Source organism: Desulfosediminicola ganghwensis, from assembly GCF_005116675.2.
GTDB lineage: Bacteria > Desulfobacterota > Desulfobulbia > Desulfobulbales > Desulfocapsaceae > Desulfopila > Desulfopila ganghwensis.
Genome location: NZ_CP050699.1, coordinates 3,994,194 through 4,008,462 on the forward strand (window position 1 = coordinate 3,994,194; position 14,269 = coordinate 4,008,462).

At 46.4% G+C, this 14,269-nt stretch carries 14 protein-coding genes and 2 pseudogenes; 10 read left to right on the forward strand and 6 right to left on the reverse strand.

Translation table 11 applies throughout. The annotated features are described in order from the left end of the window. Nucleotide 1: 1 nt before the first annotated feature. Nucleotides 2–190 (forward strand): annotated as a pseudogene (locus FCL45_RS25355) (4Fe-4S dicluster domain-containing protein); the annotation flags it as partial. 210 nt (nucleotides 191–400) lie between these two features. On the opposite strand, the gene FCL45_RS24705 reads toward FCL45_RS25355, so the two are convergent. Next, nucleotides 401–709 (reverse strand): hypothetical protein, encoded by a 309-nt coding sequence (locus FCL45_RS24705; RefSeq protein WP_228721352.1) that lies wholly within the window; start codon nucleotides 707–709, stop codon nucleotides 401–403. A 123-nt stretch (nucleotides 710–832) separates the two neighbouring features. Between FCL45_RS24705 and FCL45_RS25360 the strand changes: the two are divergent. The 4 genes and pseudogenes from FCL45_RS25360 to FCL45_RS17080 all read left to right on the forward strand — a co-directional run. Continuing rightward, nucleotides 833–958: pseudogene (locus FCL45_RS25360) on the forward strand (4Fe-4S binding protein); the annotation flags it as partial. 188 nt (nucleotides 959–1,146) lie between these two features. Further along, nucleotides 1,147–1,509: a hypothetical protein gene (locus FCL45_RS17070; RefSeq protein ID WP_136799631.1), complete on the forward strand. Its 363-nt coding sequence runs from the start codon at nucleotides 1,147–1,149 to the stop codon at nucleotides 1,507–1,509. A 116-nt stretch (nucleotides 1,510–1,625) separates the two neighbouring features. Further along, nucleotides 1,626–2,081 (forward strand): YaiI/YqxD family protein, encoded by a 456-nt coding sequence (locus tag FCL45_RS17075; protein WP_136799630.1) that lies wholly within the window; start codon nucleotides 1,626–1,628, stop codon nucleotides 2,079–2,081. A gap of 330 nt (nucleotides 2,082–2,411) precedes the next feature. Beyond that, nucleotides 2,412–3,149, forward strand: a complete 738-nt coding sequence (locus FCL45_RS17080; RefSeq protein WP_136799629.1) for an RDD family protein — start codon at nucleotides 2,412–2,414, stop codon at nucleotides 3,147–3,149. Between the two features lie 249 nt (nucleotides 3,150–3,398). On the opposite strand, the gene sthA is transcribed toward FCL45_RS17080, so the two are convergent. After that, nucleotides 3,399–4,811: a Si-specific NAD(P)(+) transhydrogenase gene (gene sthA, locus FCL45_RS17085; protein WP_167495906.1), complete on the reverse strand. Its 1,413-nt coding sequence runs from the start codon at nucleotides 4,809–4,811 to the stop codon at nucleotides 3,399–3,401. A 317-nt stretch (nucleotides 4,812–5,128) separates the two neighbouring features. Between sthA and FCL45_RS17090 the strand changes: the two genes are divergently transcribed. The 4 genes from FCL45_RS17090 (at nucleotide 5,129) to FCL45_RS17105 (ending at nucleotide 7,713) form a co-directional block, all read left to right on the forward strand. Beyond that, nucleotides 5,129–5,680, forward strand: a complete 552-nt coding sequence (locus FCL45_RS17090) for a TrmH family RNA methyltransferase (RefSeq protein ID WP_136799627.1) — start codon at nucleotides 5,129–5,131, stop codon at nucleotides 5,678–5,680. Nucleotide 5,681: 1 nt separating this feature from the next. Then, nucleotides 5,682–6,587 carry a DMT family transporter gene (locus FCL45_RS17095; protein WP_228721353.1) on the forward strand — a complete coding sequence of 302 codons (906 nt, stop codon included), beginning with the start codon at nucleotides 5,682–5,684 and terminating at the stop codon, nucleotides 6,585–6,587. Between the two features lie 199 nt (nucleotides 6,588–6,786). Next, nucleotides 6,787–6,966 carry a DUF3012 domain-containing protein gene (locus FCL45_RS17100; RefSeq protein ID WP_136799626.1) on the forward strand — a complete coding sequence of 60 codons (180 nt, stop codon included), beginning with the start codon at nucleotides 6,787–6,789 and terminating at the stop codon, nucleotides 6,964–6,966. Nucleotides 6,967–7,095: 129 nt separating this feature from the next. Continuing rightward, a complete protein-coding gene (locus FCL45_RS17105; protein ID WP_136799625.1) occupies nucleotides 7,096–7,713 on the forward strand; it encodes a LysE family translocator in 618 nt (205 codons plus the stop codon). A gap of 82 nt (nucleotides 7,714–7,795) precedes the next feature. On the opposite strand, the gene FCL45_RS17110 is transcribed toward FCL45_RS17105, so the two are convergent. The 4 genes from FCL45_RS17110 to FCL45_RS17125 all read right to left on the reverse strand — a co-directional run bounded on the left by FCL45_RS17110 (nucleotide 7,796) and on the right by FCL45_RS17125 (nucleotide 12,094). Further along, nucleotides 7,796–8,482: a PEP-CTERM sorting domain-containing protein gene (locus tag FCL45_RS17110; protein ID WP_167495905.1), complete on the reverse strand. Its 687-nt coding sequence runs from the start codon at nucleotides 8,480–8,482 to the stop codon at nucleotides 7,796–7,798. A gap of 775 nt (nucleotides 8,483–9,257) precedes the next feature. Continuing rightward, nucleotides 9,258–10,016: a nitrilase-related carbon-nitrogen hydrolase gene (locus FCL45_RS17115; RefSeq protein ID WP_136799623.1), complete on the reverse strand. Its 759-nt coding sequence runs from the start codon at nucleotides 10,014–10,016 to the stop codon at nucleotides 9,258–9,260. A gap of 26 nt (nucleotides 10,017–10,042) precedes the next feature. Next, nucleotides 10,043–11,152 (reverse strand): ion channel, encoded by a 1,110-nt coding sequence (locus tag FCL45_RS17120; RefSeq protein ID WP_136799622.1) that lies wholly within the window; start codon nucleotides 11,150–11,152, stop codon nucleotides 10,043–10,045. 309 nt (nucleotides 11,153–11,461) lie between these two features. Further along, entirely contained in the window at nucleotides 11,462–12,094 is a 633-nt protein-coding gene (locus FCL45_RS17125) for a nitroreductase family protein (protein ID WP_136799621.1), read from the reverse strand. Between the two features lie 386 nt (nucleotides 12,095–12,480). Here FCL45_RS17125 and FCL45_RS17130 point away from each other — a divergent pair, with 386 nt between their 5' ends. Further along, a complete protein-coding gene (locus tag FCL45_RS17130; protein WP_136799620.1) occupies nucleotides 12,481–14,079 on the forward strand; it encodes an aspartate:alanine exchanger family transporter in 1,599 nt (532 codons plus the stop codon). Nucleotides 14,080–14,269: the final 190 nt, after the last annotated feature.

Sequence of the window (14,269 nt, forward strand, 5' to 3'; positions counted from 1 at the left end):
GATGCAATCGCCCCAGATAGTCCTGGAAGAAAAGCGCTGTCTGCGAAACCGATTACGAGGCTTCTCATGCCGTAGCTGTGTTGATGGGTGCAGATCAGAGGCGCTAGCGGATAATGACGGGAAAGTGAGTTTAATCCCGCATAAATGCACCAACTGCGGAGCCTGTGTCGCCTTATGCCCAGGTGACGCTTTTTCATTTGACCGATTCAACCTCAACCAGCTGCTGGAAGAGAATGTACAAGGAAAAAGCCTTGTCATCTCATGCTATGGAAGCACCTACAGATCTGAAAATGAGCTCAGGCTTCCTTGCGTTGGGGTGATGATTCCTGAGTCTCTTCTCTTTTTGGGACTCAGACAGCGGGGGGATGTAAGGTTTAATCTCTCGGAATGCACGAAATGCTCAAACCGCCTTACAGCTGATGCCTTTATGCAGCTTTTTCAGCATGTACAGAGACAAGCCGCGCATCTCTTTCGTTCTCGCCTTACGCTGATTCGCACCGCAGATGAACTGCCAGCTGGTGATGATCAGGATCGTAGGAAGTTTCTGTTCAGCCTGGGCTCCACTGTGGTTAATGCTGTCCAGGGGAAGTTTGCTCCAGAGACGATAAAGAAAAAGAGACCGACGGGGACCAGGCAAGTGATGTCCAGGACTCAGTTGCTCATAAGAATTCTTAAGCATGAGAAGGTTATTTGCGATGAGTTGATCCAACTGTGTACCCCTGAGGCCCAGGTCTCGCTATCATGCACCCTATGCCCACGCTGTACAGGAATGTGCCATACTGGAGCTTTGAAAATCAGGAAAAGTGGAAAGCACAAGGTGCTGTCATATGACCGCACCTTGTGCATAGCATGTGGGCTTTGTGTAGAGTTCTGTAAAGAAGAAGCCATCTCCATACGAGAACCAGGTCTTGTTTCGTCAAAACGAATTTCTTGCGGGAGTCCTGTTTTCTATCAATGATTGGTAGTTGCCCATCTAGAGTACAAGTCTTGCAGCAGGCTGACCGGCTCCTTCGCGCGAGAGCTGGAAAATCTGTAGCATCCCATCCCTTTTCGTGTTTTGCTCTCTTAATCCACACAAAACGGCGAGGAACCCACTTATTGTACTAATCGAGGCACACTCCTTAATATTAACAACACAGCTAAGAAATGCCCTACGTTGAAATCATAAGCAGCCATTATAAAGAAGTATATGCGCAAGTTGATGAGCACGCTATCACATTTCTATCCAACGAAACTGATAATGTTAAAGGTTCTGTGAAGCTTTCAGACATAGAAGATGTACAAATATTAAAAGTTAACAATCCCTCGGACTTTTGCAGCACGATGGACTATGGAATGACCAACCCCACTTTCCTGCTGCCAACCAATGTGATAATCCGTATTATTCAATTCTTTCAAAAGAAAAAGAAACTGGTAGTATTCCAGATTAGCCTTAAAGATAAACGTACAATTATAGCAAAAGGAGAAGAGAAACATTTTCTTACCTTGAAGTCTGGAATACGCGCATAAAAAGCAAACCTGTTGACTCCCGCAATAAGACAAAATTATAATCATTCAGGGGTATGAGGGAGAGCCTATGCCGTGCGGCCCTCTGATTCAAACCCTCTTCGTAATATGGCAATGATATGAAAATCTGGGTAGATGCTGACGCCTGTCCTGTAGTGATAAAAGAAATACTCTATAAAGCAGCCAAGAGAGAACATGTACAATTGATCTTGGTGGCCAATCAGTACTTTCGCATTCCGCAATCCTCATTAATTACATTCCTGCGTGCCCCTAAAGGCATGGATGCTGCTGACAATGAGATAGCCAACAAACTGGAATCCGGTGACCTTGTTATCACTGCCGATATCCCATTAGCCGCCAGAGTCGTAGAGAAGGGAGGGCTTGCTCTCAACCCCCGTGGGGAAATTTACTCGGAAGAAAACATAAAAGAACGGCTCAGTACCAGGGACTTCTTTGACGATCTCCGCGCCAACGGAATTGAAACTGGTGGACCATCTGGAATGAGCGCGCGTGATAAACAAGCCTTTGCCAACAGCTTGGATCAATTACTGAGGAAATATAAAAACAGGGCATAACACCCACTGCAAAAAGCAATAACTGATAATTCAGCTGTGGCGTCAATCAGCTTAAAAAGTATTCCCAGCAACTTGATACAGTGAATCGATTCCAGGAGGGCTAATTACCAATCTGCACCCCTCACTCCTCTCTTTTCACCTTTTAAAGCCTTGATTATAATCCCGCCTGTTCTTCAGAAGAGTACTGCGCCCTCAAAATGGACCTACTACCCAGATCCTTGACAAAACACGTGACGGTGCAATAATTCCCATCGTGCATATAATATAATTATTCGTTATAGTGAGGTAAATAATTATATTACGCTGTTTCTCCCTTAGCTGACGAATAAAATGAACAACTCAGACATCCGATACGCACCACTGCCTCGAAGGATCAAAGCTGGATTACTCGACACGTTAATTTTCTTATCTTTGCTTATTGTTGTTCCAGCTATCATTATTGATATATTCCCAGATCAATCCAGGTACGCGACCATTCTTATGCTGTTCACCTTGTTCTTGCTTGAACCGCTGTTGATCAGGTATCTGGGTTCGACATTAGGCCAATACGCACTTGGTGTTGAAGTAATAAGCACGAACAAAGAAAAACGCTGCCCACTGCTATTATCTGTATTGAGGTATGTTGCCAAGGTTACCTTGGGGAGTTTTTCTCTTATTTTTATGCTTTTTAGCAAAAAACATCAGGCTATACATGACCACATTGCCAACACCTTGGTCATATTATCCAGAAAGAAAATTGTGCGAGATCCTGACTTTGCTGCTGTTGGGGTATATGAACAGGATGATTGCAAACATATTTATCCGTCTGCAATGAGAAGATTTTTCGTGTTCATATTCTGGTATGCACTTGTCTTAATAATCGCTTCATCGCTTATCAATATTGCCACGATAGTGTTGGTCTCAAACAATATGCTCGCAAAAGAACAATACGTAATAATTTATGAAATAATTACCAGGATTATTTTCTTCACAATCTTCTTAGTTACAGCAATCCTGGCCTCTAAAAGCTCTTTATATGGCGCCCGTAAAAAAGCAGTTGAGACAATATCCGTGTCAGCCAAAATTTAGGCGTATTCTTACTTAATTACTCCTAATCTTCAGCTTGAAAGAGTGAGGTGAGAGACGTGAGGTCTGACCGATTGGCAAATGACCAATCCCCGGAATCATTATCCAATCAGCCTGTGGAGAGGAGGTTTTTAGCTTTAAGCAGTTGCCCCAACCACCTCACTTCTCACCCCTTGAAGCTGAGCTTTAGTGGTTACCAGCTTATTCCCTTGTCACTAAAATGAGTACATCAAAGCACCCCTCACCCTGCTATTACCTGCACTCTTCGTAATCTATCTGATTCATGGCTGACAGTGCCGCTATTTTCAGCGCCTCGGAATAGGTCGGGTAATTGAATATATTCTCTATGAACAGGTCGATCTTTGCGTTATGGAAGAGCGCTATCAGGGCGATATGTATGATCTCGGTGGCACCGCCGCCGAAGATGTGTACGCCTAAAATTTCCCGGGTATCCTTGTGGACGATCATCTTGAGCATCCCCTCAGACTCGCCGGAGATCTGCCCTCTCGGCAGTTCCTCGTAATAACATCGTCCCACTACATATTTAAAATCACGTTCTTTCACTTCCTCTTCGGTCATGCCCACATAGGATATCTCGGGGATTGTGTAGATGCCCACCGGGAAAATGGTAGGGAATCCTTCCGAGCGCCTTTGCATGGCGTTCAGGGCAGCGATCCTGCCCTGAATAATCGAGGTTGCTGCAAGACTCGGCCAGCCGACCACATCGCCCACTGCAAAAATGTGATCCACCGATGTCTGGTACAGGTCGTTCACGGTGATATACAAGTTCTTGTTGAGAACCACGTCGGTATTTTCCAATCCCAGGCCTTTGACATTCGCTTCCCTGCCCAGAGCAAAAAACAGTGTATCCGCCCTATAGACTGTGCCATCATCGAGCCGTATTTTTGCCTTATTTCCTTCGGTTGCGATCTCAAAATCGCCCACGTTGTGAATACATTCAACATAGCCGTTGGGGAAGTGCTGCTGAAGCTGGTCGGTGATCTCCTGATCGATAAACTTCAACAGGCGCGTACCCTTATCCAGCAGGATAACTCTTACCCCCAGTGCAGCAAAGATCGTTGCATATTCAGAACCGATCACCCCGCCACCCAGAATAATCATGGAAGATGGTACGGTGCTGATATCAAGAATGGAGCGTGAATCGACTATTAATTCGCCATCGAAGGGTATCTCCGGCGGATTACGTGGACGCGAGCCAGTGGCGATAAGAATTATCTCTCCCCGGACCAGAAGCGGTCTGTCCCCACCGACCTGGTGCAAAGCCACCGTGCTATTGTCGATGAACGTCGCTGTGCCGCGTATCAGACTAATATTGTTTCGCTCCAGCTGACTGTCGATAATGGCATGCTCTTTCAGTCGGACATACTGGAGCCTCGTTTTCAGGCGATCCATAGAAATTTCAGAACTACCCAGAGAGCAGAATTCTTCACCGAATATCTGCTTCTTCAGATGGCCGGTCAGGTGCAGCACCGCCTCCCTCAGGGTCTTACTCGGAAAAGTACCGGTATTGACACAGACTCCACCAAGGGAGTCTTCTTTTTCCACCACAAGTACACGCTTGCGACATTTCGCCGCCGTCATCGCGGCGCTCATCCCCGCCGGTCCGGTTCCAATTATTATGAAATCATACTGTTCAGGATTCATATCCATCCTTGCATTTGATATTTTAAACGGAACAAAAACCTCCCCCGATACTGTGCACTACTTCAATAACTATAGCATAATGAACAAAAGATACTGCGCTTCCCCATACTGCATTACAGCTATCATATGTACTATCCTGCCAACGCACAATGTGGCTCTATTATTTGATTTTCAACGCAATTCTTTTGCAACGCAAGATTTGCAGGGCAATGATGCTCATAGCAAAATGTCATTGTTATTCAAGTTAGGCTGTATTAAGAATTACTATCGTCATATTTTGCATCTCAGGTAAGCACTTCATTCAAGGTGAGAAAGACATGCCCACCAGAGCAGAAAAGAAAAAACAGCAGGATGCCCGGAGATGGGCTGAAAGACAGTACATCAAGCATCGCAGGCATAACATGGTCTATGCCGAACCGGGTGTTCATGACTTTGTAATCGTGCTCGACAACCTGAAACCATCATTCAACATTGGTAAAATATTTCGCAGTGGTGATGCTTTCGGTGCGAAAGCCATTCACCTGATCGGCACTGAATATTTCGATGTCAAATCAGCAAAGGGCTCGTTCAAATGGTTGCCTGCCCATTTTCATCCCACCTTTGAAAAATGTTATGAACAGCTGATAGCCGAAGGATATACATTTTTCGTTCTGGAACCTGATGCGCCACACTCCCTACACAGGATGGAGATTCCTGCCAAAAGCGCCTTTGTTTTTGGCCATGAAGAGCACGGCATCAGTTTTGACAAAAACGCCTATAAGGGAGTTGCGTCTATTAAAGTTCCCCAGGTCGGCAAGGTGGAGAGTTTGAATGTGAGTATCGCCGCCTCAATCGTTATGTACGAATATGCACGACAACATGGGGAATAGCATGCAAACAGAGACGGCAGGCAAAGAACTCCCTTTTTCCACCTCCATGTTTGCCGTTTTCCTCTGTATGCTCTTCGGGGCCAACCCGGTAGCGGTCAAAACCACCCTGACCGGAATCGGCATTTTCACGTCAGCCGGAATACGTTTCGGAATAGCTGCTGCAGTTCTTTGTTGCTGGGCTAAAGTCGCAGGAATCTCACTTTATCTCAGCACCAGACAAGTGTTGCAGATGGCAGGGCTCGGACTCATCTTTTTCATACAAATCTCCCTCTTCTACTCTGGCATGAGTCGCACGACCGCCTCCCATGGTGCTCTTATAGCGAATACCGTCCCCTTTGTGGTGATGATACTCGCTCACTTCCTGCTGCCCGACGATAAAATCAACCCCAAGAAAATTAACGGTCTGCTTCTGGGCTTTGCCGGTGTTTTCCTGCTCATCAGGGACTCACTCGACCTGACCGCTGAGGCCTTCTCGGGCGATTGCCTGCTTTTTCTGGCTGTTCTTTTCTGGGGTTGCAACGTCATCTACGTTAAAAAAATCATTGCCGATTTCAACCCGATACAGATCACCGTGTTCCCTATGATCTTCACAGTCCCCTTTTATCTGCTGGCAGGTTATCTACTCGACGGTGGAATGGTGCGGGAAGTTACCCCAATGGTCATCCAGGCCGTACTTTATCAGTCTCTGGTCACCGCATCTTTTGGCTTTGTCATGTGGAATTCGCTCATTCAGAAATATGGTGCCACCACCCTGCACTGCTTTCTATTTCTCATGCCCGTATCCGGAGTGTTGCTCGGTGTGCTGGTGCTCGGTGACCCTATCTCTTATAGCCTGGCGGCATCGATAATACTGGTGGCAAGTGGTTTGATAGTGATAAATTGGAAGAGCGACACTGCTACGGTCTGAAACTCTGCTTCCCCTGCCCCAGCGACACCTTGACAAAAAATGCAGCCAAACGTGTTGCAATATCAAAAATTTGCTGATATATCGAACTATTCACAACCCACAATTTCATATTAGTTTCTGGATATCCTGCCTCTACGAACACCTGGAGCATCCTGAGTATTACTTTTCACTTCAAACATCACAAGGAGAACTCGCCGCAATGGTACTGTTACGCACAACAATAGCAACACTCTTTCTTGGCATCTGCTTCACCACCCTTACCGCCTGCGCCCCGGAAGTCGGAAGCGACAAATGGTGCAACCAGATGAAAGAAAAACCTAAAGGTGAATGGACATCCAATGAAGCAGCAGACTTTGCCAAGCACTGTATTTTCAAATAAAATCCCATATAACACCTGGCAAAGCGTATTCTCTTCCAGATTTCTCTCTTCCTGTCAGTGGCCCTAGAGGTTAGGAAGAGTGAGCATTTCGCTTTTCTCTGACCTACCTTAACTGAACAGGTACAACCAATGTTTATAACTCCTGAGTTTCTTGTTACCTCTCTGGTCGTTGTACTCATGCCGGGGACGGGTGTCATATATACCGTTTCCAACGGTCTTTTTCTCGGCTGGCGCGCTGCAACTGCCGCAGCCGTTGGTTGCACATTCGGAATCGTCCCCCATCTGCTTGCCTCGGTCTTCGGGCTGTCCGCAATCCTGCACATGAGCTCCCTGGCTTTTCAATGCATCAAGTACGCCGGAGCAATCTATCTGCTATACCTTGCCTGGTGCATGTGGAGGGAGACCGGTGGCATCAATTTCAAGAAGCCCGAGAAGGCCAACGGCCTCTGTCAGATTGCGGTTCGCGGCACACTGATCAATATCCTGAACCCGAAACTTTCGATTTTCTTTCTTGCTTTTCTGCCGCTCTTTATCTCATCGGGGTCTGCAAACCCAACTCTGCATATGCTACTGCTCAGCGCAATCTTTATGCTGATGACCTTCGTTGTGTTTATTCTGTATGGTTTTTGCGCCCACGGTTTAAGAAGATATGTAACCGGCTCCGATCGCCTGTTGACTCTCATTCAGCGCTCTTTTGCAGCCACCTTTGCCGCTCTTGGTATCAAACTGGCCTTTACTGAGAGATAGTTTTTACTTGAATACAAAAAAGCACAGTGTGTCCCCACACTGTGCTTTATCATCTATGGTTGAAGCGTATCTTATTAATTAATTACTGCTTCTTCCTCAATCGCAGACCAGAAAGACCAGCCAAGCCAGTGCCGAATAGAAGCATCGTCACTGGTTCGGGGATCGGTTCACCGCCTCCTTCATAATAACCGGCGGCAAAGCCGCTATCCGACCGCCTATAATCTGCAGTAAGGCTCTGCAGGTGTGCACCAAGCTGGAATGTACCAAGCCAATCATCATTACTCTCGGACTCTTTAGCATTCAGGAACAGATCCACATTCCAGAATCCTGATAATAAGGTTGCCTCGAAAGTAAGATCCTGACTATTAGTTACGTTAATTGCAGGATTAGAAGAATCCGCCTCAAAGTCAAAATCGGCACCACCGGAGCCAGCAGCATTTGTTGCCGGGCTGGTCACCGACCAGGTTGACGGAACGAAATTGCTGAAACTCACATCGCTAGCGTCAAGATTAAGATTAAAGTAAAATGCGTCAAGCTTCACATCCGGATGCATCGGTGAATTGATGTCTACAGTCCAGTAAGTCGTAGCTGAAGTGGTATCACCAGTTATGGATACATCCACGATAAGATTATCCGGATTGTTCGGACGTGGATCGCCTATCAGTTGTGACGTTATGGTAAAGGGGTCTGCCACACTTTGTGTAGCGAACAGCATTGCACCCGTGATAAAAACTGCGCAGGTTAATGTTTTCGAGAAATTCATTCTCATGGTAACCTCCATCACCTTTGAGTTTGGACGTAGTTTACACAATGGTTGGTAACCCGATTACGTAAAATATTAGCTAAAATGAACTGCGACAGCGTTACACACTTCCATAGAATACGGAAACAGGAAGTGAATTTAACTCACCCTGCAGCTGCTATGGCGAATGCCATATCAGAATCATATAGGTACTATAGCGTTGCGGTCAAGTTAGTGGCACCAAACAGTGCTTTATTTTTCGCACCTTCGGCAAATCTAAAACACATAATGAATTGCACATTTTTTCAATATATATTCAATATTTAACATTTTTAACAAACACTAAACCCTAACAAACCCACCCATCCTATCCTTATAAAAACAGAGAGTGTTTGGTCCCCTCCCACTCACCCTTCCATAGATTTTTTTCTGACAAATAAAGCCGTTGTGTCTATGGGAGCAGTTGAATGAATATTAGATTCGTATTAATGGAGAAGGCCGGAACAAAATTTGTGAAAAAAACGTAAGGACGGACATCAACAGTCGGGGCGCTATCATGTCAGGCCCGTTTCTGTATCAACAGTTTTTCTGGAAGGAGTCGGGTTCGGTGTCCATGACAGATTGGCGCCTGTAACTCACCGGCCAACAGGAGCAAGACCGATCTACAGGCTGGCGATGCTCACTGCCAACCGGAAGAAGCAAGTGCAATCAGGCGCCCTGGGAGGGCAAAACCAAGTAGATACTTTGTGCAAAAGATTTTTTGCTTTTTTGATGAATACGCGATGAACAGAATTTTATGATTTCACATGGGAAATCTCTTACGATAGGCCTGAAGTGATTCACCATCCAATTGATGGGTGGTTACTGCCTGATCCCTGCCACACTCATGCAATACTTCTCCCTCCGGATCAACCAGCACTGATCCACCGGCGTAGCAGAGCCTGTTCCCATCCCTGCCTATCCTGTTCACACCCGCTACATAAATTTGGTTTTCAATCGCCCTGGCCAACAGCAATGAAAACCAGTGATTCTGCCTGGAGTCCGGCCAGTTAGCAACATATATACCCAGATCATATGTACCTTTTCTCCTGCTACTCCACTCAGGAAAACGAAGATCGAAGCAGATAAATGGGCGAATGCGCCACCCCTTGAGATGTACCGTGAGGAGTGCTTCCCCCCCCGAATATACAGAATCTTCCCCGGCAAAGCTGAACAAATTATTTTTATCGTAATGATAAAGCTCACCATCTGGCGTCGCCCAGAGAAGACGGTTATACAACTTACCATCATCACGAATGATACAGCTTCCTGTTATTGCGGCACCTGTGACGGAGGCCATTTTCGTCAGCCAGTGAGCTGTGGTTCCCTCACTGGTGTTATCCATCACCTCCGCTAATTGCTCACCGGCAAGGGTAAAACCGGTGGTAAACATCTCAGGCAGGATAATCAGGTCTGTCTGACCAGCCAACTGAGTCAATTGTGGCGTCAAAACTTCTCTATTTGCGGTCGGATTTTCCCAGATAATATCTGATTGAACCAGTGTCACTCGCAGATCTTGCATATTACACTCCACAAAATTATGCCGAACTATTCGGATTCGCTCAGAATAAGTGTTACCCAGTCGACATCCGGCCTGTGCTGGGCGATAACGAAGAGATGATCATTAGGATACACTTCAAGGTTTTCTCCTGGATTCATGACGATAGAACCATCTTCGTCACGTTTTATACCCACCAGCAGGGCATGGGCGTCTGTGGAACGCAGCATTTGCCGTACGTAAGGAACCGGGATGCTTTTATCAAGCCCTGGCCAGGCCTTAATCGAGAAGAAGGTATCACCAGACGAACTATCGATCAGTAGCCGCATCACCTCAGATAGATCCGGATTCGATATCTCCCTGGCCAGCATCAGGTCATTAAGGCGGGTAATGACTTTAATACGATTATATTGTTTGCCATCGATCAGGCGATGGGCAATCCTTGCCTTGTTGATCCTGTCTATATGACGGATATTGGCACGGTCCCGAATATAGACCGTGGTAAATGCCTGCCTGTTCAACTCATCCACGGCAAGGGTCGTTAAAATCGTCTCCTCGTCGGTATACCCGTAGATGATGACGAAATCGGCATCTGCAATACAGGCTCTGGTCATCACATCTTCACTGCCTATACTGCCTCGTACATACTCTACCTCATCACCGAAAGGGTTCTCCTCATAGACGTCTGTGCAGACAACCAGATCAGTACGACAATAAAACGGATCGTTGCGAATCTCCTTGATCAAAGTGGTAACTTTTTGTATTGCGCCACCGCCAAGGATAACAATGTGATTCTTCAAATTCAGCTGTTTGAGTCCTCGCACGCGTATTTTCCTCCGTTCTATAAGCTTATCTGCACCGGCGCCAATAGCTGTAGCCATCAGCCCAATACCGAAAATCATATCGAAAATTGCAATGATCTGACCTGGCACACTCTGGGGTACCACATCACCATAGCCCACTGTGGTAGCGGTCACAAAAAACCACCAGGTACCTTTCCAGAGGGTTTTGGCAAGGGTCTCCTGGGCGAAAGTCTGATAATCAAATACAAGCAACAGACCCGCCGACATCGTATGCATAAATAGCAGCACGATGATTATGGTGAACCAGTCATATTTCTTGTAAAGATGACGGATTTTCTTAATCACCAACAGATACATAGAGTTACCGTGTACTTGAGAGTTGCATTATGCTGCGACTAACAGCAACCAACTGCCTGAATTCATCAAAATTTTGTAAAGGCTGCTATTTTAACGAATTTTTGGATATTGGTCTTGGAAATTTTTTGATATTTTCGGGTTGTTGAGTGAGGGGTGGTTTTGCTCGCAGGGGGGGCAGGTAGAAACAGCTTAGACAGCTCTACATCTACACATGGTCAGGCACGTGTAGGGAAAAGAGGATAGTAACAACCTGCCACAGTCTCTTCCGGTGAGCGACTGCGGCAGGTTAGGTTGTTTTTTTAGTATTGCTCACTTGAATGAAACGACAATTTCATCTCTGGTCTTACGCCATTTAGCCGGATGGAGTTCAAGGCCCGGCTTTTTGTAGCCCACAGCGAGCAGCATTGGAACCCAGAAATTATCGGGAATGTTAAACTCCTTACGAACAGCTTCATGGTCAAATCCATCCATAGGATGAGATTCCAATCCCAGGCTGGTTGCAGCATACATAAGACTCATTCCGAAAAAGCCTGCGTTTTTGGCTGCAAACGCCAGATTGGCGTCTGAATTCCAGTTATAAAGAGATTTAGCGGCATTCAGAAACCAGTCTCGTTGCTCAGGTTGCATGGAGCCTGAGTCAAGCATCTGCTGCCAGTTTTTTTCAACTGTCGGATGCCCTTCCTGCCAGCCATTCTTATCTGCCAGCAAAATAAGGTTCACAGGAGCCTCCACAACTTTGGGCTGATCCCACGCGAGTGCTTTCAAGGCCTCTTTCTCGGCATGTTCCCGTACCACAATCAGATTCCATGGTTGCAGATTGAAACTGGATGGCGACTTAGCTGCCAACTCTATCATCTCATCAAGCACTTCACCTGATACATCTCTATCTGGATCAAAAAAATTGATTGCGCGTCTCTGTTCAACGATATCTCGAAAGCTCATATTGTCTCCTGTCCATATGATTGCATGCCAGTTTGGCTTTTAAAAGATTACAACAGCTTCTCACTTTCCCGCTATCAGGTTGAGCGAGAAAGGATTCGTTCAACTCCTAAATGGTTTAATATCAAACTATATCACATCTAATCAGTGTCAATGGGTTCAAGGTCATTATTTGATAATTATTCCCAGCTACATAAATACCTTTACGACCTATGCCCTTCAAGTATCGCAGACTTCATCTCTTCATAAAAGGATATTACATTGTGAAATATTTTAAAGATGAACAGAAGGACCTCTACCCCTTTACTTTAACTGGTAAATTGACCAGGCCCTGAGTATAGTAAGCGCAGGCTCATTATTTTTTCTCTTGTACTTCACCCGGGTTTGCTGTGGAACTTTTACATAATCATATTTTCCTTCTGCTGCTGATAACTATTATCGGTACGGCATTCGGCAAGCTTCGCCTGAAATCCTTTTCTCTTGGCTCTTCAGGAATTATCTTTATAGCTCTTTTTTTCGGTCATTTCGGTTACACGCTGCCCACCGATTTTCAAACCCTCGGTCTCGTCCTGTTTATCTATTCCATCGGTCTTCAGGCCGGCCCTGGCTTTATCACCACCCTTCGAAGCAGGGGGCTGCATCTTTCCCTTGGTGCTTTCGCAATCATTGGCATCGGCTTTGCCACTACCCTGGTCATGGCATGGGTCTATGGTTTTGGTCCCGATATCAGCGCCGGCATCTTTGCCGGTGCGCTCACTTCCACCCCCGGTCTGGCAGTTGCTGTTGAAATGGCAGGTGATACCAGCGCTGCAGCCAGCTATGGCCTGACATATTTCTTCGGTGTCACCGGTGTTATCCTTTTTGTGCAGCTTATTCCCAGGATTCTGAAGGTTGACGTTGAAAAAGAAGAGATTTACCTGAATGAAGAGGTGGCCAGTTCCCGGGAGCCGCTGAAAATGCAACATGTCGAGCTCACCAACCCCAACATTTTAAACCAGAAGGTTAAGGATTTACGGTTGGGGAGCCTGGCGCCCGTGGTCATTACCCGTCTGCTGCGGCTTGGTGCAGATCAACCCATTCTGGTCAGCGGCGAGACAGTGCTGCATGAAGGTGACCATATCCGCATTGTTGGCCGTCCCGCCGACCTGAAAAAGATACTCCCCCTGCTGGGCTGCCTGATAGACAAAGAAATCCAGTTCGACAGGGCACTCAGCAAAAAGTCGATCATCGTTTCAAGAAAAGAAGTGGCAGGCATGACCTTAAACCAGCTTAACTGCCGGGAGGTTTTCAATGTGCAGACCACAGGAGTCACCCGGAACGGATTTGACCTGCCCGCGACCCCGAATCTCCGCCTGCAGATGGGAGACATCGTCCACGCGGTTGGTCAACGGAGCGCGCTCAGGAATATCATCAAGATTTTTGGTAACAACACCAAGGAACTCTACAGCATAAACCTGCTGCCGATCTTTATCGGCCTGCTCATTGGCTTTCTTATCGGCCAGCTTCCTCTGTATCTGCCCTATGCTGGTACTTTTACCCTCGGCACCACAGGTGGCGTGCTGGTCTCTGGAATAATTCTCAGCAATATCTATAAGACAGGTCCATTTGTCTGGGAAATTCCCAGCACTGCCAACAGCTTCATCAGAGCCCTGGGTTTGACCCTGTTTATGGCCACAGTTGGCACCAGAACAGGTGAATCTATTGTTGCGACTGTAAGTGAACAGGGAATAGACCTCTTTATAGCCGGTGCAGTTGTTACCCTCGTGCCTCTTATCTCTTCAATCTTTATCTGCAAGTATTTGCTGAAGATTCCCTTTCTGCGGATGCTCGGTGTAATAACAGGCTCCATGACCAGTACCCCTGGCCTTGCCGCTGTGAGCGAATTATCAAAGACCCACTATGCCTCTTCCGCCTACGCCACCGTCTATCCTGTCGCCTTGATCGCTATGATTTTGTTTACCAAACTGCTGGTCTTGATCTTGAGTTAGTGACAAGAACCTGCTTAAAGCCAATCAGTTCTTAAGCAACTTCTTCTCACTGAATTATCATAGTTTGTTATATCTCCCGCACATTTGTTACCATCTCAAAAAAGAGCGCAAATTGAAATTCGTAGAGGCGGGGTTCAAATCGGTAGGTGCTAAAATAGCAACAGGAACTACCGAACTCTGCTATTAGCAG

What these genes read in the sequence shown, in the direction of transcription:
- FCL45_RS17070 (WP_136799631.1), top strand. Translation starts at nt 1,147, where the DNA reads ATGCCCTACGTTGAAATCATAAGCAGCCATTATAAAGAAGTATATGCG.
- FCL45_RS17075 (WP_136799630.1), top strand. Translation starts at nt 1,626, where the DNA reads ATGAAAATCTGGGTAGATGCTGACGCCTGTCCTGTAGTGATAAAAGAA.
- FCL45_RS17080 (WP_136799629.1), top strand. Translation starts at nt 2,412, where the DNA reads ATGAACAACTCAGACATCCGATACGCACCACTGCCTCGAAGGATCAAA.
- sthA (WP_167495906.1), bottom strand. Translation starts at nt 4,811, where the DNA reads ATGAATCCTGAACAGTATGATTTCATAATAATTGGAACCGGACCGGCG.
- FCL45_RS17090 (WP_136799627.1), top strand. Translation starts at nt 5,129, where the DNA reads ATGCCCACCAGAGCAGAAAAGAAAAAACAGCAGGATGCCCGGAGATGG.
- FCL45_RS17095 (WP_228721353.1), top strand. Translation starts at nt 5,682, where the DNA reads ATGCAAACAGAGACGGCAGGCAAAGAACTCCCTTTTTCCACCTCCATG.
- FCL45_RS17100 (WP_136799626.1), top strand. Translation starts at nt 6,787, where the DNA reads ATGGTACTGTTACGCACAACAATAGCAACACTCTTTCTTGGCATCTGC.
- FCL45_RS17105 (WP_136799625.1), top strand. Translation starts at nt 7,096, where the DNA reads ATGTTTATAACTCCTGAGTTTCTTGTTACCTCTCTGGTCGTTGTACTC.
- FCL45_RS17110 (WP_167495905.1), bottom strand. Translation starts at nt 8,482, where the DNA reads ATGAGAATGAATTTCTCGAAAACATTAACCTGCGCAGTTTTTATCACG.
- FCL45_RS17115 (WP_136799623.1), bottom strand. Translation starts at nt 10,016, where the DNA reads ATGCAAGATCTGCGAGTGACACTGGTTCAATCAGATATTATCTGGGAA.
- FCL45_RS17120 (WP_136799622.1), bottom strand. Translation starts at nt 11,152, where the DNA reads ATGTATCTGTTGGTGATTAAGAAAATCCGTCATCTTTACAAGAAATAT.
- FCL45_RS17125 (WP_136799621.1), bottom strand. Translation starts at nt 12,094, where the DNA reads ATGAGCTTTCGAGATATCGTTGAACAGAGACGCGCAATCAATTTTTTT.